Raw genomic sequence first — 19,170 nt, 5'->3', positions numbered from 1 at the left:
CCGTATCGGTGGAGCTCACTCGGCCTCTCCCCCTCCGGCCCGGGGCCTGGCGCCCCGGCCACGGGCCACCGGCCGCGCGCCTCTCGGTCGTACGCGGCGGCCTGGCGCCCCGTCAGGACGGAGGCCCAGGGGGTGGGCGGCCTTCCGGTCACCACACCGCACCGATGTTCCCGATCGGGACCCTACACCAAATCCGTCACTCAATGACACATGCACTCAACTTAGAGTAATGGCGAGGAGGTGGGGAAATGCACCCGATTCCGGCGGATCGGCCCGATTGGCGGCGGCGCGCGACCAGGGGCTCACGCGGCGCGCACGGGAGCACGCGACGGCGCCCGGCCCCGGGCCGCCCGGACCGGAGACGGTCAGGAGGCCCGGCGCCGGGCGCTCGGGTCAGCGGGAGGCCCAGGGGGACAGGGCCCTACGCCGGATCGTCCGGGAACAGCCGCAGCCGGTGCGCCAGCGCTGCCGCCTCACCCCGGCCGGTGACCGCGAGCTTGCCCAGGATGTTGGAAACGTGCACGCTCGCGGTCTTCGGAGAGATGTACAGCTCCTCCGCGATCTGCCGGTTGCTCCAGCCCCGCGCCAGCAACCGGAGCACGTCCCGCTCACGGGGGGTGAGGCCGAAGGACTCCCCGGCGGGCGGGGTCGCGGCCGGCCCGGCGGCCGGGCGCGCGGCCGCCACCGGGGTCAGCGTCAGCCCGGCCCGCTCGGCCAGGCCCGCGACCTCCGCCAGCAGCGGACGGTCACCCCGGACGGTGGCCAGTTCCCGCGCCTCGCGCAGCAGTTCGGCCCCGGCCTCGCGCCGCCCGGCCAGCACCTCGGCCTCGCCGGCCCGCAGCAGGGCGACCGCCAGCGGGTACGGCAGCCCGGTCGGCCGCAGCGCGGCGACCACGGCGGCCCACTGCTCCGGGGTGTCGGCGGCCTCGGCGCGGGCCAGTTCGCCCTCCAGCAGCCGGGCCCAGCCGTGGTGCATCGGCGCCCGCGGCCGCAGCCGGGCCGCCCGCGCGGCGATCGCGGCCAGTGCCTCGGCCCGGCCCGCCGCGGCCTCCGGCAGGCCCCGGCTGTCCGCCTCCACCGTGGCGGCCTCGACCAGCAGCGGGTACACGTCGGACTCGTGGCCGAGCCGCCCCTCCTCCGCCAGCGCGGTGAGCAGTTCCTCCCGGGCCTCCAGCGGCCGACCGGCGAGCGCGGCGATCCGCACCGCCAGCCGGCTGATCGGCACGCTGTGCTGGAGCTGGCCGACCCGGTTGGCCGACCGGGCCTGCGCCAGCATGGTCGCCGCGCCGGCCAGGTCCCCGCGCAGCAGCGCGAGGTCGCCGCGCATCCGGTCCAGGAACTCGGCGTGGGTGCCGGTCAGGCTGGTCAGCTCGCAGGCGTCGAGCACCTCGGCGGCCTCCCGGATCCGCCCCAGGTCGGTCAGCGCCTCGGCCAGGTTGCCGGTCAGGATGGTGCCGATGTTGCGCAGCAGGCCGTTGCCGTCCGCGTAGACCAGGCCCTCACGGGCCAGCACCACCGCCTCCTCGGCCCGGCCCACCCCGCGCTGCATGCTGGCCAGGTTGTTGACGCCGCGCAGCAGCAGGTCGGGCACGCCCAGCCGGCGGGCCGCCTCGACCGCCCCGGCCAGTTCGGCCAGCCCGCCGTCGGCATCGCCGTGCACGTCGTAGCGCAGGCCGCCGAGCGTCATCCGGGCGTGCACCTCGACGGAGTGCGCGCCGACCTCCTGGGCGATCCGGATCGCCCGCTCGGCCAGCTCGATGTGCTCGGGGCCGGGCTTCTTGAGCATCGCCACCCCGGCGCCGAGCGCGAACACCTCGGCCTGGACGGCGGACGGCGGCAGGTGGTCGACCAGCCGGTGCGCGTGCAGGATCTCCTCGTCGTCGCCGGAGCGGCGCAGATTGCCCAGCATCCGGGCCCGGTTGATCCGGAACCAGGCCGCGCGCACCGGGTGCACGGCCTCGTCGACCAGCCGCAGCCCCCGCCTGGCGAGGCTCAGGCCGCGCTCGCGGTCGCCGCAGCGCCGGGCCGCGACCACCGCCTCGGCCAGCACGTCGACCAGCTGGATCCGGTCGCAGTCCCCGTCGGCGGTGCTGTGGTCGCAGGAGCCCGGCGGGTAGGTCTCGGCCCAGTCGTACGGGCGCAGGGTGTGCGCCAGCACCTCCTCGGAGACCATGTCCCACAGTTCCAGGGCCCGTTCCAGCATGCCCAGTTGCTCGGCGAAGGCGTTGCGGCGGCGGGCCGCCCGGGCGGCGTCCAGGGCGGTCGGCAGGGCGCGGGCCGGGTCGTGCGCGTGGTACCAGTAGTTGGCCAGCCGGGCGGGCAGGGCGTCGCAGGAGACCAGCTGCGGCTGCGCCTCCACCGCGAGTGCGAACTTGCGGTTGATCCGGTGCCGTTCACCGGGCAGCAGGTCGTCCGAGACCGCCTCGCGGACCAGCGCGTGCCGGAAGCGGTAGCCCTCGCCCTCGCCGTCCGGGCGCAGGATGTTGGCGCCGACGGCCGCCCGCAGCGCCTCGATCAGCGCCTCCTCGTCGTCGTCCAGGACGGCCGCCAGCAGGGCGTGCTCGACGTGCGAGCCGCCCTCGGCGGCGATCCGCACCACCCGCTGGGCCTCCTCGACCAGGCTCTCCACCCGGACCAGCAGGATGTCGCGCAGCGAGTCGGTGAGCCCGGCGCCGCAGCCGTCCTCGAAGGCGGTGGCCAGCTCCTCGACGAAGAACGGGTTCCCCTCGGAGCGGCGGTGGATGCGGTCCACCAGCTTCCGGTCGGGGTCGGCGGTGCCGAGGATGCCGGCCAGCTGGGCGGCGACCTCGCCGCGGCCGAACCGCTCCAGCTCCAGCCGCTGGACGGTGCGCAGCCGTTCGAGCTCGGCCAGGAAGGGGCGCAGCGGGTGGCGGCGGTGCAGGTCGTCGGAGCGGTAGGTGGCGACCAGCAGCACCCGGGACCGGTGCAGGGTGCGGACCAGGAAGGCGAGCAGTTCGCGGGTGGAGCGGTCGGACCAGTGCAGGTCCTCGACGGCGAACACGAGGGTACGCTCCGCGCCGAGCCGCTCGAACAGCCTCGCGGTGTGCTCGAACAGCCGGGCCCGGCCGTACTCGTCGTTGGGTTCGCCGTCGGCCTCGCCGAACTCGGGCAGCAGCCGGGCCAGGTGCCCCTCGCTGCCGACCGCAGCGGCCTCGAGCTCGGCACCCAGCGAGCGGTGCAGCCGGCGCAGCGCGGCGGCCAGCGGGGCGTACGGCAGGCCCTCGGCGCCGATCTCCAGGCAGCCGCCGAGCGTGGTGACCGCTCCCCCGGCGGCGGCCCGCTCCAGGAACTCCTCCAGCAGCCGGGTCTTGCCGACGCCCGCCTCGCCGCCGATCAGCACGGCCTGCGGGCTGCCGGAGCCGGCCCGGCGCAGCGCGTCGGTCAGTTCGGTGATCTCGCTGCCGCGGCCGACGAAGACGGGACTCACCGATATCTGCTGCATGGAGGCGAGCATGCCATAGCCGGAGGTGGCGGGCCGAGGGGTTATCTCCCCTGGCGAACGCCCGGAGGGGGAGGCGCTCCCCTGCTGCGCCTCCCCCTCCGAAACTCCCTCGGCACCGTCGTGGTGCCGGTCCGTCAGCATTCGCGCTGGCGCGCGGGGCGCCGCTGGAAGCGGGCGGCCACCGGACGCTGCCGCAGGCGGCGCCCCTCCTTGGCCTCCCGGACCAGGCGCTCGTGCTCGGCGCGGACGGCCAGCTCGTGGGCGTGCTGCTGGATGAGCTCGTACTCGATCACTTCGGTTCCCCCTGTGGGTTTCACTGCGTTTCGCTGTCGAGTAAGACTTTCCTCTCCCAGCGGGGGGTGCCGCATCGGAAGCCCTACCGATCTTCCGGGCCCCAGGTGCCTTAGATCGGGGCCCCGGGAACGACAAAGGCCCGGTCTTACCTCGATTTAGAGGTGAGACCGGGCCTTAGGCCTTACTTAGAGGGCCTTAGATGCCTTAGGCGCCTTAGGACCTCAGGCAAAGACGCCCAAATTCTCTGGGTTGTGCCTACTGCCCCTCGACGGCGAGCCGCTCCAGGATCAGGTCCTTGACGCGGGCCGCGTCGGCCTGGCCGCGGGTGGCCTTCATGACCGCACCGACCAGCGCGCCGACCGCGGCGACCTTGCCGTCGCGGATCTTGGCGGCGATCGCCTCGTTCTCGGCGATGGCCTGGTCGACGGCCGCACCGAGCGCGGAGTCGTCCGAGACGACGGCCAGGCCGCGCTTCTCGACGACCTCGTCCGGCTCGCCCTCGCCGGCCAGCACGGCCTCGATGACCTGGCGGGCCAGCTTGTCGTTCAGCTTGCCCTCGGCGACCAGCGCGGTGACCCGGGCGACCTGCGCCGGGGTGATCGGCTGCTCGCTCAGCTCGGTGCCGGTCTCGTTGGCCCGGCGGGCCAGCTCGCCCATCCACCACTTGCGGGCCTGGTCGGCCGGGGCGCCGGCGGCGATGGTCTCCTGGATCGGCTCGACGGCGCCGGCGTTCAGCACCGACTGCATGTCCTTGTCGGACAGGCCCCACTCGGCCTGCAGCCGGGCCCGGCGTACCCGCGGCAGCTCGGGCAGGCCTGCGCGCAGCTCCTCGACCCAGGCGCGGGCGGGGGCGATCGGCACCAGGTCCGGCTCGGGGAAGTAGCGGTAGTCCTCGGCGTTGTCCTTGATCCGGCCCGAGGTGGTGCTGCCGTCCTCCTCGTGGAAGTGCCGGGTCTCCTGGATGATCGTGCCGCCGTCGGTCAGCACGGTGGCGTGCCGCTGGATCTCGAACCGGGCGGCCCGCTCCACGCTGCGCAGCGAGTTGACGTTCTTGGTCTCCGAACGGGTGCCGAAGGTCTCGGTGCCGTTGGGGCGCAGCGACAGGTTGACGTCGCAGCGCATCTGGCCCTTGTCCATCCGCGCCTCGGAGACGCCCAGCGCCTTGATCAGCTCGCGCAGCTCGGCGACGTACGCCTTGGCGACCTCGGGGGCGCGCTCGCCGGCGCCGACGATCGGCTTGGTGACGATCTCGATCAGCGGGATGCCGGCCCGGTTGTAGTCGAGCAGCGAGTGGGTGGCGCCGTGGATGCGGCCGGTGGCGCCACCGACGTGGCTGGACTTGCCGGTGTCCTCCTCCATGTGGGCGCGCTCGATCTCCACGCGGAAGGTCGAGCCGTCCTCCAGCTGCACGTCGAGGTAGCCGTTGAAGGCGATCGGCTCGTCGTACTGCGAGGTCTGGAAGTTCTTGGGCATGTCCGGGTAGAAGTAGTTCTTCCGCGCGAACCGGCACCACTCGGCGATCTCGCAGTTCAGCGCCAGGCCGATCTTGACGGCCGACTCCACGCCGATCGCGTTGACCACCGGCAGCGAGCCGGGCAGGCCCAGGCAGGTCGGGCAGGTCTGGCTGTTCGGCTCGGCACCCAGCTCGGTCGAGCAACCGCAGAACATCTTGGTCTTGGTGCCCAGCTCGACGTGGACCTCAAGGCCCATCACCGGGTCGTACGACGCGAGAGCGTCCTCGTAGGAGACCAGGTTCATGACGCTCACAGCGTCCCCTTCACTAAAAGACTTGGGAGGTACGGGCCCGGCCGCCGCTCGCGCGGGGCCGGGCCGGGGCGCTCAGCTCAGCCCAGCAGGACGTCGTCGGAGCCGAGCTGGCGCAGCTCGCGCACCAGCAGGGCGGTACCGGTGATCAGCGCGGCGGCGCCGACCAGGGCGTTGACCAGCTTGAGGGTGTCACTCTCCTCGCGGGCCTTGCGGACGTCCTTGACGACCGATAGCGCGCCGAAGGCGCTGGTGCCGATGGACAGCCAGAGGCCCGGCTTGCTGTGCTTGAAGCCCTTCAGGGACGACGGTGCCTTGAGGGACGACGGGGCCTTGGCCTTCTCGATCTTGCTCACAGTGCCGGTGCCTCCTCCAGCAGGGTGTGCCCCCACTTGTCGTTGAGTGCGGCCTCGACGGCGCCGCCCACCCGGTACAGGCGGTCGTCCGCCATCGCGGGTGCGATGATCTGCAGGCCGACCGGGAGATTGTCCTCCGGGGCCAGACCGCAGGGCAGCGACATGGCCGCGTTGCCCGCGAGGTTCGACGGAATCGTGCAGAGGTCGGCCAGGTACATCGCCATCGGGTCGTCGGCGCGCTCGCCGATCGGGAAGGCGGTGGTCGGCGTGGTCGGCGAGACCAGCACGTCCACGCCCGCGAAGGCGGCGTCGAAGTCGCGCGAGATGAGCGTGCGGACCTTCTGGGCCGAGCCGTAGTAGGCGTCGTAGTAGCCCGAGGAGAGGGCGTAGGTGCCGAGGATGATGCGGCGCTTGACCTCGGGGCCGAAGCCGGCCTCGCGGGTCAGGGCGGTGACGTCCTCGGCCGAGCGGGAGCCGTCGTCGCCGACCCGCAGGCCGTAGCGCATCGCGTCGAAGCGGGCCAGGTTGGACGAGGCCTCGCTGGGCGCGATCAGGTAGTACGCCGGCAGCGCCAGGGTGAAGGACGGGCAGGAGACCTCGACGACCTCGGCGCCCAGCTCGCGCAGCAGCTCCACCGACTCGTTGAAGCGCTCCATCACGCCGGCCTGGTAGCCCTCGCCGGCGAACTCCTTGACCACGCCGATCCGCATGCCGCGCACGTCGCGCAGCTTGGCGGCCTCGACCACGGCCGGGACGGGCGCGTCGATCGAGGTGGAGTCCAGCGGGTCGTACCCGGCGATGGCCTCGTGCAGCAGCGCCGCGTCCAGCACGGTGCGGGCGCACGGGCCGCCCTGGTCCAGCGAGGACGAGAAGGCGACCAGGCCGTAGCGGGAGACCGAGCCGTAGGTCGGCTTGACGCCGACGGTGCCGGTGACGGCGCCGGGCTGGCGGATCGAGCCGCCGGTGTCGGTGCCGATCGCCAGCGGGGCCTCGAAGGCGGCCAGCGCGGCGGCCGAGCCGCCGCCGGAGCCGCCGGGGATGCGGGAGAGGTCCCACGGGTTGCCGGTCGTGCCGTAGGCGGAGTTCTCGGTGGAGGAGCCCATCGCGAACTCGTCCATGTTGGTCTTGCCGAGGATGACCACGCCGGCGTCCTTGAGACGGGTGGTCAACGTGGCGTCGTACGGCGGGATCCAGCCTTCGAGGATCTTGGAGCCGCAGGTGGTCGGCACGCCCTTGGTGGTGAAGACGTCCTTCAGCGCGAGCGGGACGCCGGCCAGCGGGCCCAGCTCCTCGCCCTTGGCGCGCTTCTCGTCGACGGCCTTGGCGGCGTTCAGCGCGCCCTCGGTGTCGACGTGCAGGAAGGCGTTGACCTTCTTGTCGACGGCGCCGATGCGGTCCAGGTGCGCCTGCGCCACCTCGACGGCGGACACCTCGCCCTTGGCGATGGCGGAAGCCGTCTCAGCGGCGGTGTACTTGATCAACTCGGTCATCTCGGTCAGTCCTCCCCGAGGATCTGGGGCACGCGGAAACGCTGCTCCTCGGCGGCGGGGGCGCCGGACAGCGCCTGCTCCGGGGTGAGCGACGGCCGCACCTCGTCCGCGCGCATCACGTTGGTCAGCGGGAGCGGGTGGGAGGTCGGCGGGACGTCCTGTCCGGCGACCTCGGAAACGCGGGCGACCGCGCCGATGATCACGTCGAGCTGCTCGGCGAAGTGGTCCAGCTCTTCGGGCTTCAGCTCAAGACGCGACAGCCGGGCGAGGTGGGCGACCTCCTCGCGCGTGATGCCAGGCATGCAGCGATCCTCAGGGTGAGTTCTGGTGAGGCCCGGCGCCGCGCGCAGGCGGTGCCGGGCCCGGGCAGGAGCAACCGGTCCGGTGCTCCGTCCTCGTGGTCTTTGGACCCCATCCTATGGGGCCCGGCCCGGCCACCGGCCAACGAGTAAGCGTGTGCGCCCGTCACTGCGGCCTGGTGCGGGCCCAACTCTGCGTGCCCGGCGCCTTGATCTCGATCTGCGCGGCCGACACGGGCTGGGGCGCGGGCGCGGCCTGGACCGTCTGAACGGCCTGCACAGCCTGCACGGCCTGCACGGCCTGCGGGAGCGTCGGGGGCAGCACGGGGGGCAGCACCGGCGCGATGGCCTGCTGGACCACCGGCTGGGCGGCCGGCGGCAGCACCGGCTGGACCGGCAGGCCCTGGCCCCCCTGCACCGCGTGGAGCGCCGAAGGCAGCCGGCCCGGCGGGGGGACCAGCCGCTCCACCGGCGGGGCGCCGGTACGGTGCACCCGCAGCCAGGCGGTGGCCTGCTCGGCCGGCAGCGCGGCCGACACCAGCCAGCCCTGGACGGCGTCCACGCCCATGCAGTGCAGCCGCTCCCAGGTCTCGTCGTCCTCGACGCCCTCGGCGACCACGGTCAGGCCCAGCGAGTGGGCGAGCTCCACCGAGCAGCGCACCACCGCCGCGTCGTGGTCGTCGATGACCATCCGGGAGACGAAGGAGCGGTCGATCTTCAGCTCGCCGACCGGCAGGCTGCGCAGCCGCACCAGCGAGGAGTGGCCGGTGCCGAAGTCGTCCAGGGACATCCCGACGCCGTAGCCGCGCAGTTCGGCGAGGGTGTCGGCGGCCCGGCGGGAGTCGTCCAGCAGCAGCCGTTCGGTGATCTCCAGCTGGAGCGCGTGGGCCGGCACCTGGTGGCGGACGAGGTGGCCGGCGACGCGCTGGGCGAAGCCGGGGTTGAGCACGTCGCGCGGGGAGACGTTGACCGCGACCTGCACCTGGAGGCCCTGGTCCCGCCAGTAGGCGAGCTGCCCGACGGCGGCCTCCAGCACGTAGTCGGTGAGCCGGGGCATCAGTCCGCTGGACTCGGCGAGCCCGACGAACTCGTCCGGCGAGACCCGGCCCTGGCCGGGGCGCTCCCAGCGCAGCAGCGCCTCCAGGCCGACCACCCGGCCGTCGAAGGCCACCTTGGGCTGGTAGTGCAGCTGCACCTCGCCGGTCTCCAGGGCCCGCCGCAGGTCGCCGAGCAGCCCTATCCGGTACGGCGTGTCGGCGTCCTGGGTCTCGTCGTACTGCGCGACGCCGCTGCAACCGCGCTGGGCGTGGCCCATCGCCACGTCGGCGCGGCGCAGCAGCGCCTCGGCGTCCTGGGCGTGCTGCGGGTAGACGCAGACGCCGGCGCTGGCCTCCAGCACGAGCAGCAGCCCGTCCAGCCGGATCGGCGCGGCGAGTTCGGCGATCAGCGCCTTGGCGACCCGCTCCAGGCTGTCCGGGCAGTTGATGCCGGGCAGCAGCACGGCGAACTCGTCGCCGCCCATCCGGGCCACCATCGGGCGGCCGCGCCGGTAGTTCCGGGGCAGGCCGGCGAAGACGTCGTCGATGGACTCCCGGGTGGCGCTGCCGGCCGGGCCTCCGGAGCGCAGCGCGCGGTGCAGCCGGCGGGCGATGTGCACCAGCAGCCGGTCGCCGGCGGTGTGACCGAGGGTGTCGTTGAGCGATCGGAAACGATCGAGATCGAGCAGGATGAGACCGACGCTGTAGCCTTCCGCACGCTCCGCGATCGCCTCCTGGGCGGCCATCAACAGGGCCTGACGGTTGGGCAGATCCGTCAGCGGGTCGGTCAGCTGGTCACGGGCGCGGTCGCGGGCGATCCGCCAGGCGGCGACCAGCACCGCCAGCGGCACCGCGAACAGCGGCAGCAGTTCGGGCTCGTACCGGTAGACCAGGACGGCCAGCGGGATGAGCGGCGCGGCACCGGCCAGCAGCACGCCGAGCAGCAGGACCGCACCTGCCACCCCCTGCGGCGGGCGTGTGGGCGCACCGCCGGTCGTACGATCCATAAGCCCTGTCCTCCGTCGGGCCCGCCCCGTCAGGCCGCCTTACGGTGAGGCACCGTGCCGGTACCGACAGCTGCCGGGCATGGAGCGACCCCGCGGAGCACCGGCTCAGCCGGTGCCCCCACCCCTGCTGACACTCTGTTGCGCTCCAGGGTATGCCGGGGTCCACCCGGTGGGCAGACTTTCGGACAACCGGAAACGCGCCACCGCGCCCGGGTGTCGCACAGTGACACAATGCCCGCTTTCACGGTGCGACACCCGGTGACGTTGCATCAGGACGATAACAAGACGGGTTCGGTCACGCTCCGCTCGGGTCGGCCTCCGGGTCGGCCTCCGGGGCGGCCTCGACGGGGGCCTTCCCGACCTCGGGCAGGCCGAGGTGGGCGCGGGCCGCGGCCGCTCCGTCGGCGAGCAGCACGGCGAAGCCGGCGTCGTCCAGGACCGGCAGTCCGAGCTGAACGGCCTTGTCGTACTTGGACCCGGGGTTGTCACCGGCCACGACAAAATCTGTCTTCTTCGATACCGAACCGGTCACCTTCGCGCCGCGCGAGGTCAGCGCCTCCTTGGCCCCGTCCCGGGTGTGCCCGGCCAGGGTGCCGGTGACCACGACGGTCAGGCCCTCCAGCGGGCGCTCCGCCTCCTCCTCGTCGGCGGGCTCCTCGGTGAAGCGGACGCCGGCCGCGCGCCACTTCTCCAGGATCCCCCGGTGCCACTCCTCCTGGTACCACTCGACGACGGAACGGGCGATGATCGGCCCGACCCCCTCGACGGCGGCCAGCTCCTCCTCGGTGGCCGAGAAGATCCGGTCGAGGTCCCGGAACTCCCGCGCCAGCTCCTGCGCCGCGACCGGCCCGACGTGCCGGATCGAGAGGCCGTTGAGGAACCGCCACAGCGGACGTTCCTTCACCCTCTCCAGATTCTCCAGCAGCACGCCCGCCGTCTTCTTGGGCTCGCCCTTCTGGTTCGCGAAGAAGGTGGCCTTCTTCTCCTTGCCGGTGCGGTCGTCCAGCTTGGGCATGCCCGTCTTCTGGTCGCGGACCAGCACCTCGATCGGCAGCAACTGCTCCATCGTCAGGCCGAAGATGTCGCCCTCGTCCCGCACCGGCGCCTCGGCCGGCTCCAGCGGCTGGGTCAGCGCGGTCGCCGCGACATAGCCCAGGCCCTCGATGTCCAGCGAGGAACGGCCGCCCAGGAAGGCGATCCGCTCGCGGATCTGCGCCGGGCAGAACTGCGCGTTGGGGCAGCGCAGATCGATGTCCCCCTCGGACATCGGGCGCAGCTCGGCCCCGCACTCGTGGCAGTGCGAGGGCATCACGAACTCCTGCTCGGTGCCGTCCCGCAGGCTCTCCACCGGGCCGAGGATCTCCGGGATGACGTCGCCGGCCTTGCGCAGCACGATGGTGTCGCCGAGCAGCACGCCCTTGGCCTTGACGACCTGCTGGTTGTGCAGCGTCGCGTACTGCACCATCGAGCCGGCCACCTTCACCGGCTCGGCCAGCACCGCGTACGGGGTGGCCCGGCCGGTGCGGCCGATGCCGACCTTGATCGCGGCCAGCCTGCCGGTGACCTCCTCCGGCGGGTACTTCCAGGCGATCGCCCAGCGCGGCGACTTGGAGGTGGAACCGAGCCGCCCTTGCAGGGCGATCTCGTCCACCTTGACCACGACGCCGTCGATCTCGTGCTCGACCGAGTGCCGCTGCTCGCCGAAGTGCCCGATGAACGCCCGCACCTCGTCGAGCGTCCCGACCACCTTGTTGTGCCGGGCCGTCGGCAGGCCCCACGCGCGCAGCAGGTCGTAGGCGTGCGACTGGCAGTCGATGTCGAAGCCGACCCGGGCGCCGATGCCGTGCACCACCATGTGCAGCGGACGGGACGCGGTGACCAGCGGGTCCTTCTGGCGCAGCGAACCGGCGGCGGCGTTGCGGGGGTTGGCGAACAGGTGGAGCAGCGCCTGCGGACGCCTGCCCTCCTTGGCGCGCTCCTCGTTCTCCGCCCGGCGGCGCTCGTTCTCCGCCGCCAGCGAGGCGTTCAGTTCCTCGAAGGCCTCGGTGGGCAGGTAGACCTCGCCGCGGATCTCGACCAGCTCGGGCAGGTCGTCGCCGGTGAGCTGCTGCGGGATCTCCTTGATGGTGCGGACGTTGGCGGTGATGTCCTCGCCGACCCGGCCGGTGCCCCGGGTCGCGGCCAGGACCAACTGGCCGCGCTCGTAGGTGAGGTTGACGGCCAGGCCGTCCACCTTGAGCTCGCACAGGTAGTGGTAGTCGATGCCGTCCAGCTCGCGGGCGACCCGGTCCGCCCAGGCCGCCAGCTCCTCGTCGTCCATGGCGTTGTCGAGGCTGAGCAGCCGCTCGCGGTGCTCGACCTTGGTGAAGCCCTCCGCGACGTCGCCGCCGACCTCCTGCGTCGGCGAGTCCGGCGTCACCAGGGCCGGGTGCGCGGCCTCGACCGCCTCCAGCTCGCGCATCAGGACGTCGAACTCGGCGTCGCTGACGACCGGGGCGTCCTGCACGTAGTACCGGGCGCGGTGCTCGGTGATCTCCACGACCAGCTCGGCGTGCCGCCTGCGCACCTCCGCAGGGACGTCCTCCCAGCCCTCGACAGCCACCACCGCAAGCCCTCCTACGTTCTCATTCCGGGTTGTCCACCAGGCTCTGCGCCGCCCGCGCCGCAAGCGACAGCGCCTTGCGCGCGTACGCCGGGGACGCCCCGGCCAGCCCGCAGGTCGGCGTCACCAGCACGCGGCGGCCCAGCAGCTCCGGGGCGAACCCGAGCCTGCGCCACAAGGTCCTGACACCCTGGACACTACCGGCCGGGTCGGACACCTCCTGGTCAGTGGAGGGCACGACACCAGCGAGGATCGCCGTGCCCGCCTCGACCGCCTCGCCGAGGTCGTCGTCCTCCCGCTCGGTGAGGAGGGAGAAGTCGAGGGAGACCCCGGCCACCCCGGCCCGGCGCAGCAGCGGGAGCGGGACCTGCGGGGCGCAGCAGTGCACCACGACCGGCACGTCCAGGCCGCGGATCGTCTCGCGCAGCACCTCCTCGGCGACCTGCCGGTCCACCGAGCGCAACCGCTGGAAGCCGCTGGCGGTCTTCACCGAACCGGCCAGCACGGCGGGCAGCGAGGGCTCGTCGAGCTGGAGGACCAGCTGCGCGCCGGGCACCCGCCGGCGGACGTCCGCCAGGTGGCGGCGCAGGCCCTCGGTGAGCGAGCCGGCGATGTCCCGGCAGGCGCCGTGGTCGGAGAGCGCCTTCTCGCCGTGCCTGAGCTCGATGCTCGCCGCCAGCGTCCACGGGCCCACGGCCTGGAGCTTGAGCGCGCCCTGGTAGCCCTGGGTGAACTCCTCCAGCGCGTCCAGGTCCTCGCCCAGCCAGGAGTGCGCGCGCCGGGTGTCCCGGCCGGGGCGGTCGGCGAACCGCCAGCCGGACGGTTCGGTCTGTGCGAACAGCTCGACCAGCAGGCCGGCGCCGCGGCCGATCATGTCGGCGCCCGGCCCGCGGGCGGGGAGTTCGGGCAGGAACGGCAGCTGCTCCAGCGCGCCGGTGGAGGTCTTGGCGGCCTCCCGCGCGTCGGTGCCGGGCAGCGAACCGACGCCGGTGGCGGCGCCGCGCAGGTCGGGGAAGGTGTCTCCGGTGCTCACCCGCCCGAGCCTAGTGCGCCGCCGCCCCGGCGAGGTCAGCGCCCGGGGCGGACGGTGATGTCGGTGAGCTCCGCGTCGCGGGAGGCGTCCAGGGCGGCGAGGATCGCCTTCACCACCGACTCCGGGGCGATGAAGCGGTCCTCGTCGTAGGCCTTGCCCTCCTGCTGGTGCACCTTGGCCTGCATCGCGGTGGCGGTGCGGCCCGGGTAGACCGAGGTGACCCGGACGCCGTTCGCGTGCTCCTCCTGGCGCAGCGCGTCGGCGAGCGCCTTGAGGCCGTGCTTGCTCGCCGCGTAGGCCGACCACTCGGCGGAGGCGCTCAGGCCCGCACCGGAGTTGACGAACACCACGTGCCCCTTGACCAGGCGCAGCGAGGGCAGCAGGAGCCGGGTCAGCTCGGCGGGGGCGACCAGGTTGACGGCCAGGGTGCTCTGCCAGGCCTTGACCGGCAGCTCGCCGACCGCACCCAGCTCGACCATGCCCGCGACGTGCAGGAGGGAGTCGAGCTCGACGGGCAGCGCCTGGTGGCCGAGGGCCCAGGAGAGCTTGGCCGGGTCGCCGAGGTCGCCGACCAGGGTCTGCGCCCCGGGGAAGCGCTCGCGCAGTTCGGCGGCGCGGCGGGCGTCGCGGGCGAGCAGCCAGAGGTCGTCGCCGCGCTCGGCGAGACGCTCGGCCAGGACGGCGCCGATGCCGGAGCCGGCGCCGGTGATCAGATGTGCAGCCATGGTGCTGATCTAATCAGGCCTTGAGCTGCTCAAATACCTGAGCCGGGGTGTCGGCGAAGTTGATCAGCTCGGCGAGCGGGCGCGGCAGGAAGCCCTCGGTGTCCATCCGCTCCATCTGCGTGCGCAGGCCCGCGTAGAAGCCCTCGGTGTCCAGGACGATCACCGGCTTGTCGAACATGCCGTGCTTCTTGAGCTCCAGCACCTCGGTCACCTCGTCGAGGGTGCCCAGCCCGCCGACCAGCACGACGATCGCGTCGGCCCGGGCGGCCAGCTCCGCCTTCCGCTCGGCGAGGTCCTCGGTCATCACCAACTCGTCGGCGCCGACGTACCCCTTGTGCCTCAGCATCTCGACGAGCACCCCGACCAGCCTGCCGCCCGCCGCCTTCACCTCATCGGCCAGCAGCCCCATCAGCCCGGCGTTCGAGCCGCCCCACACCAGGGTGTGCCCGCCCTCGCCGAGGAGCCGCGCGAACTCGGCGGCGGGAGCGGAGTAGCGGTCGTCGAGCGAGTACGCGGAGCAGAAGACGCAGATATTCATAGTGCTACCTGGTCTATCACGCGGGCCGGGCCTCGCTCACCCCGGTTTCAGGCGCGGACGGCCGGGCGCTCGGTGGCGGCGATGGTGGCGGAGCCGACGACGCGGGTGCCGTCGTACAGGACGACGGCCTGGCCGGGGGCGATGCCGCGGACGGGGGTGTCCAACTGCACCCGCAGCTCGCCGTCCACGACCGACGCGCTCACCGGCACCTCCTCGCCGTGGGCGCGCAGTTGGGCGGTGTACCGGCCGTCGGCGAGCGGCTCGGTGCCGCACCAGCGCGGCCGGATCGCGGTGAGCCCGGTGACGTCCAGGCCCTCCAGCGGGCCGACGGTCACGGTGTTGTCGACCGGCGAGATGTCGAGGACGTAGCGGGGCTTGCCGTCCGCGGCGGGCCGGCCGATCCGCAGGCCCTTGCGCTGGCCGATGGTGAAGCCGTACGCGCCGTCGTGCTCGCCGAGCTTGGTGCCGTCGGCGTCGAGGATGTCGCCGGTGGCGGTGCCGAGGTGCTTGGCCAGGAAGCCCTGGGTGTCGCCGTCGGCGATGAAGCAGATGTCGTGGCTGTCCGGCTTCTTGGCGACGGCCAGGCCGCGGCGCTCGGCCTCCTCGCGGATGGCGTCCTTGGTGGTGTCGCCGAGCGGGAAGAGGGAGTGGGCGAGCTGGTCCGCGTCCAGCACACCGAGCACGTAGGACTGGTCCTTGGCGGCGTCGACGGCGCGGTGCAGCTGGCGCTCCCCGGACGGCAGGTCGACGATCCGGGCGTAGTGGCCGGTGCAGACCGCGTCGAAGCCGAGCGCGATCGCCTTGTCGAGCAGCGCGGCGAACTTGATCTTCTCGTTGCAGCGCAGGCAGGGATTGGGGGTGCGGCCGGCCGCGTACTCGGCGACGAAGTCGTCGATGACGTCCTCGCGGAAGCGCTCGGCGAGGTCCCAGACGTAGAACGGGATGCCGATCACGTCGGCCGCCCGCCACGCGTCCCGGGAGTCCTCGATGGTGCAGCAGCCGCGGGCCCCGGTGCGGAAGGACTGCGGGTTGGCGGACAGCGCCAGGTGGACGCCCGTCACCTCGTGCCCCGCCTCGGCGGCGCGGGCGGCGGCGACGGCGGAGTCGACGCCGCCGGACATCGCCGCGAGCACGCGCAGACGGCCGGTGGACGGAGCGGTCGGGGCACCCGGGAAGTCAGTCATGGTGACTACAAGAGTACGGGGCCGCCGTACATGCCCGACCGCCCGGAGGAACTACCGCCGCACCGCCGCCAGACCCGCGTTGCGGGCCCGCTGGACGGCCGGGGCGATGGCCGCGACCAGCGCCGTCACGTCCTCGCGCACCGAGGTGTGCCCGAGCGAGAACCGCAGCGAGGCCCGGGCCAGCGCCGGGTCGACGCCCATCGCGAGCAGCACGTGGCTGGGCTGCGGCACCCCGGCCGAGCAGGCCGAGCCGGTGGAGCACTCGATGCCCTGGGCGTCGAGCAGCATCAGCAGCGCGTCGCCCTCGCAGCCGGGGAAGGAGAAGTGCGCGTTGGCGGGCAGCCGCCCCTCGGCGGCCGGGTCGCCGTTGAGCACCGCGGCGGGGACGGCGGCCAGCACGGCGGCGATCAGCTCGTCGCGCAGCGCGCCGAGCACGACCGCGTGCTCCGGCTGGCGCTCGACCGCGAGGGCCGCGGCGGTGGCGAAGCCGGCGGCGGCGGGCGCGTCCAGGGTGCCGGAGCGGACGTCGCGCTCCTGGCCGCCGCCGTGCAGCAGCGGGACGGGCGCGGCGCCGCGCGAGAGCAGCAGCGCGCCGATGCCGAACGGGCCGCCGATCTTGTGCCCGGTGACGGTGAGCGCGGTGAGCCCAGACCCGGCGAAGGAGACCGGGACCTGCCCGAGCGCCTGCACCGCGTCGGCGTGCATCGGGATGCCGTACTCGGCCGCGACGGCGGCGAGTTCGCGCACCGGCTGGACGGTGCCGACCTCGTTGTTGGCCCACATCACGGTGACCAGCGCGACCGAGTACGGGTCCCGCTCGATCGCCTCGCGCAGCGCCTGCGGGTGCACCCGGCCGAGCGGGTCGACCGGCAGGTACTCGACGTCGGCGCCCTCGTGCTCGGAGAGCCAGTGCACCGCGTCCAGCACCGCGTGGTGCTCGACCGGGCTGCACAGCACCCGGGTGCGGGCCGGGTCGGCGCCCCGGCGGGCCCAGTACAGGCCCTTGACGGCGAGGTTGTCGGACTCGGTGCCCCCGCCGGTGAGCACGATCTCGCTCGGGCGGGCGCCCAGCGAGTCGGCCAGCGACTCGCGGGCCTCCTCGACCACCCGGCGGGCCCGGCGGCCGGCCGCGTGCAGGGACGAGGCGTTGCCGACCACCCCCAGGTGCGCCGACATCGCGGCGATCGCCTCGGGCAGCATCGGCGTGGTCGCCGCATGGTCCAGGTATGGCATAACCATCCGATTGTAGAGGGCGCTTCCCGGGCCCCGTCCCGGTGTGCGCACCGATCCGGCCACCGGACGACTCCCGGACGTTACCCGGACCACGCGCCCACCGGACACCGGTGTCCGGCACCCGTTTGACCCGTCGCGCGGCCGAGCGGTTAGCCTGACGGACGCTTCCCGCGGACGGGCCCCGGCCCGGCCCGCGGGCACGGCCCGGGATCACGTCCCACTCTCACTTCCCATCGGCGTGGACAGGAGCGGTGCGCCATGTCGCAGTCGGTCGACCGCGCCCTGACCCTGCTCGGGTCGCTCGGCGACGGGCCGGTCACCCTGGAGCAGGCCGCGACCAGCATCGGGGTGCACAAGTCCACCGCGCTGCGGCTGCTGCGCACCCTGGAGGAGCACGGCTTCGCGCAGCGCCAGCCCGATCTGCGCTACCGCCTCGGCGGCCGGGTGCTCTCCCTGGCCCACCGGGCGCTGGAGGAGATCGACGTCCGGCAGGTCGCCGCGCCGTACCTGGCGGCGCTCAACGCGCGCTGCGGCTACACCGTCCAGCTGGCCGTGCTCCAGGACGGCGAGGTGCTGTACCTGGACGAGGTCGCCGGCAGCTGGGCCGGGCCGGGCACCGCCCGGGCGTCCCGGATCGGTCGGCGGGCGCCGGCCGGCGGGACGGCGATCGGCCGGGTGCTGCTGGCCGGGCTGCCCGAGGACGGCACCCCCGACGAGGAGTTGCCGGCCGAACTGGCGGCGGTGCGGCTGCGGGGCTGGGCGGTGGAGTCGGCCGAGCACCGGGAGCCGGTGACGTGCGTGGCCGCGCCGGTGGCGGGCAGCGGCGGCCGGACGGTCGCGGCCTGCGCGCTGAGCGCCCCGGCGAGCCAGGTGCCGCCGGCCGAACTCGCCCGGATGGTGCCGGAACTGCTCTGCACGGCGGAGGCGATCTCGCTCGCGTACGGCGGCTCGCCTACTCCTCGCTGGTGCGAGAACCGTTGCGGCGCCAGGCCCGCGGGGCGCGCCAGCCGTACTTCAGCGCGAGCATCCGCAGCCCGAAGGCGGTGAGCGCGGCGGCGGTGCCGGTGGCGCCGGTCAGCCGGTCGACGCCGATCAGCACCGCCACCAGGGCGGCGCCGACCAGGGCCGGGACGGCGTAGATCTCCCGGTCCCAGCGCAGCAGCGAGGGGATCTCGCCGGCCAGCACGTCACGGATCACCCCGCCGCCGGCCGCGGTGACCATGCCGAGGGCGACGGCCGACACCGCGCCGAGCCCGTAGTCGTGCGCCTTGGCGGTGCCGGTGACGCAGAACAGGCCGAGGCCGAGGGCGTCCAGGGTCTGCACCGCCCGGTTGATCCGCTCGACCTCGGGGTGCAGGAAGAACACCACCAGCGCGGCGACCAGCGGGGTGATGAAGTACCCGAGGTTGCTGAACGCCGCGACGGGCGTCGCCCCGATCACCAGGTCCCGGATCACACCGCCGCCGAGCGCGGTGACCTCGGCCAGCACCGCGATGCCGAAGATGTCCATGTTCTTGCGGACGGCGAGCAGCCCTCCGGAGAGGGCGAAGACGAAGATGCCGACGAGGTCCAGCGATTGCTGCACGTCGGAGGGGAAGATCTGCGAGGTCACCGAACAACTATGACCCGTACGGACCCCTCCCCCCCTCCGCGTACGGCCGCGGGCCCGGGCGACAACCACCACCGGTCCGGACACTCTGCGCAGAGTTGACGTGAACACCAAATTTCGACATATTCGCGAAATAATGCAGGTCGTACGGTATGGGGAATACAATTCGCATTTCCCTCCCGAATTCGATGCGCGCTTTGCCCGGGTTGGCTGGTTTGGGAAATTGATCCCGGAATTAACTCATGGACGGACCCGAATGGCGGTGGTAGTTTCATTTCCATCGAGAGAAGCACCAGGGCTTCGAACATGAACAACCGGAGAGGAGACTCCCGTGCGCTACAACGACTGAAATCCCTGATGCCGATTGCACCGGCATCCCCGATGTCCGAACGTCGACAGTCCGCGCCAATGGCCGGGCGATTCAGCTCGGGTAGGTGAATTTCCATGCGTTACAACGACTAATTATATTGCCCGAACCGCGGCAGAGCCCGGTATCGTCGGCGAGAATTGGCGCCGGACCCGGATGCGTCCGGGTC

Annotated in this window: 14 protein-coding genes and 1 pseudogene; 1 reads left to right on the top strand and 14 read right to left on the bottom strand. The window is 73.1% G+C overall.

Annotated features, from left to right (window positions below; all coding sequences use genetic code 11):
- Positions 1-421: 421 nt before the first annotated feature.
- The 13 genes and pseudogenes from ACFV61_RS13185 to ACFV61_RS13125 all read right to left on the bottom strand — a co-directional run bounded on the left by ACFV61_RS13185 (position 422) and on the right by ACFV61_RS13125 (position 17,025).
- On the bottom strand, positions 422-3,463 hold the full coding sequence (locus ACFV61_RS13185; RefSeq protein ID WP_380344966.1) for a helix-turn-helix transcriptional regulator: 3,042 nt from the start codon (positions 3,461-3,463) through the stop codon (positions 422-424).
- 134 nt (positions 3,464-3,597) lie between these two features.
- Positions 3,598-3,756 carry a hypothetical protein gene (locus ACFV61_RS13180; RefSeq protein ID WP_159398431.1) on the bottom strand — a complete coding sequence of 53 codons (159 nt, stop codon included), beginning with the start codon at positions 3,754-3,756 and terminating at the stop codon, positions 3,598-3,600.
- Between the two features lie 256 nt (positions 3,757-4,012).
- Complete coding sequence (gatB, locus tag ACFV61_RS13175) at positions 4,013-5,524, bottom strand: Asp-tRNA(Asn)/Glu-tRNA(Gln) amidotransferase subunit GatB (protein ID WP_063347730.1); 1,512 nt, start codon at positions 5,522-5,524, stop codon at positions 4,013-4,015.
- A gap of 77 nt (positions 5,525-5,601) precedes the next feature.
- Complete coding sequence (locus ACFV61_RS13170; RefSeq protein WP_244293361.1) at positions 5,602-5,877, bottom strand: hypothetical protein; 276 nt, start codon at positions 5,875-5,877, stop codon at positions 5,602-5,604.
- On the bottom strand, positions 5,874-7,367 hold the full coding sequence (gene gatA, locus ACFV61_RS13165) for an Asp-tRNA(Asn)/Glu-tRNA(Gln) amidotransferase subunit GatA (protein WP_063347731.1): 1,494 nt from the start codon (positions 7,365-7,367) through the stop codon (positions 5,874-5,876). The genes ACFV61_RS13170 and gatA overlap by 4 nt, the downstream gene beginning before the upstream one ends.
- 5 nt (positions 7,368-7,372) lie before the next feature.
- Positions 7,373-7,669 carry an Asp-tRNA(Asn)/Glu-tRNA(Gln) amidotransferase subunit GatC gene (gatC, locus tag ACFV61_RS13160; RefSeq protein WP_030057414.1) on the bottom strand — a complete coding sequence of 99 codons (297 nt, stop codon included), beginning with the start codon at positions 7,667-7,669 and terminating at the stop codon, positions 7,373-7,375.
- Between the two features lie 490 nt (positions 7,670-8,159).
- Positions 8,160-9,647: pseudogene (locus ACFV61_RS13155) on the bottom strand (putative bifunctional diguanylate cyclase/phosphodiesterase); the annotation flags it as partial.
- A gap of 358 nt (positions 9,648-10,005) precedes the next feature.
- Complete coding sequence (ligA, locus tag ACFV61_RS13150) at positions 10,006-12,312, bottom strand: NAD-dependent DNA ligase LigA (protein ID WP_380491632.1); 2,307 nt, start codon at positions 12,310-12,312, stop codon at positions 10,006-10,008.
- A 22-nt stretch (positions 12,313-12,334) separates the two neighbouring features.
- Positions 12,335-13,345, bottom strand: coding sequence for a methionine synthase (locus tag ACFV61_RS13145; RefSeq protein ID WP_244293362.1), 1,011 nt, complete (start codon positions 13,343-13,345; stop codon positions 12,335-12,337).
- A 35-nt stretch (positions 13,346-13,380) separates the two neighbouring features.
- Entirely contained in the window at positions 13,381-14,070 is a 690-nt protein-coding gene (locus tag ACFV61_RS13140) for an SDR family oxidoreductase (protein ID WP_063347733.1), read from the bottom strand.
- Between the two features lie 13 nt (positions 14,071-14,083).
- A complete protein-coding gene (locus tag ACFV61_RS13135; RefSeq protein ID WP_380344975.1) occupies positions 14,084-14,608 on the bottom strand; it encodes a TIGR00730 family Rossman fold protein in 525 nt (174 codons plus the stop codon).
- A gap of 47 nt (positions 14,609-14,655) precedes the next feature.
- Positions 14,656-15,792 (bottom strand): tRNA 2-thiouridine(34) synthase MnmA, encoded by a 1,137-nt coding sequence (gene mnmA, locus ACFV61_RS13130; RefSeq protein WP_063347735.1) that lies wholly within the window; start codon positions 15,790-15,792, stop codon positions 14,656-14,658.
- A 51-nt stretch (positions 15,793-15,843) separates the two neighbouring features.
- On the bottom strand, positions 15,844-17,025 hold the full coding sequence (locus tag ACFV61_RS13125) for a cysteine desulfurase family protein (RefSeq protein WP_380425007.1): 1,182 nt from the start codon (positions 17,023-17,025) through the stop codon (positions 15,844-15,846).
- Positions 17,026-17,283: 258 nt separating this feature from the next.
- On the opposite strand from ACFV61_RS13125, the gene ACFV61_RS13120 reads away from it, so the two are divergent.
- Entirely contained in the window at positions 17,284-18,072 is a 789-nt protein-coding gene (locus ACFV61_RS13120; RefSeq protein ID WP_380425004.1) for an IclR family transcriptional regulator, read from the top strand.
- On the opposite strand, the gene ACFV61_RS13115 is transcribed toward ACFV61_RS13120, so the two are convergent.
- Positions 17,978-18,637, bottom strand: a complete 660-nt coding sequence (locus ACFV61_RS13115; protein WP_063347738.1) for a trimeric intracellular cation channel family protein — start codon at positions 18,635-18,637, stop codon at positions 17,978-17,980. The two genes, ACFV61_RS13120 and ACFV61_RS13115, sit on opposite strands and share 95 nt — an antisense overlap.
- Positions 18,638-19,170 lie beyond the last annotated feature (533 nt).

Origin of the sequence: Kitasatospora sp. NPDC059817 (assembly GCF_042731835.1) — a bacterium.
In the GTDB taxonomy this organism is placed as follows: domain Bacteria; phylum Actinomycetota; class Actinomycetes; order Streptomycetales; family Streptomycetaceae; genus Kitasatospora.
The sequence above is the reverse complement of the archived record's forward strand: the minus strand, read 5'-3'. Positions and strand labels throughout refer to the sequence as shown.

What these genes read in the sequence shown, in the direction of transcription:
- ACFV61_RS13185 (WP_380344966.1), bottom strand. Translation starts at nt 3,463, where the DNA reads ATGCAGCAGATATCGGTGAGTCCCGTCTTCGTCGGCCGCGGCAGCGAG.
- gatA (WP_063347731.1), bottom strand. Translation starts at nt 7,367, where the DNA reads ATGACCGAGTTGATCAAGTACACCGCCGCTGAGACGGCTTCCGCCATC.
- gatC (WP_030057414.1), bottom strand. Translation starts at nt 7,669, where the DNA reads ATGCCTGGCATCACGCGCGAGGAGGTCGCCCACCTCGCCCGGCTGTCG.
- ACFV61_RS13140 (WP_063347733.1), bottom strand. Translation starts at nt 14,070, where the DNA reads ATGGCTGCACATCTGATCACCGGCGCCGGCTCCGGCATCGGCGCCGTC.
- ACFV61_RS13135 (WP_380344975.1), bottom strand. Translation starts at nt 14,608, where the DNA reads ATGAATATCTGCGTCTTCTGCTCCGCGTACTCGCTCGACGACCGCTAC.
- mnmA (WP_063347735.1), bottom strand. Translation starts at nt 15,792, where the DNA reads ATGACTGACTTCCCGGGTGCCCCGACCGCTCCGTCCACCGGCCGTCTG.
- ACFV61_RS13125 (WP_380425007.1), bottom strand. Translation starts at nt 17,025, where the DNA reads ATGCCATACCTGGACCATGCGGCGACCACGCCGATGCTGCCCGAGGCG.
- ACFV61_RS13120 (WP_380425004.1), top strand. Translation starts at nt 17,284, where the DNA reads ATGTCGCAGTCGGTCGACCGCGCCCTGACCCTGCTCGGGTCGCTCGGC.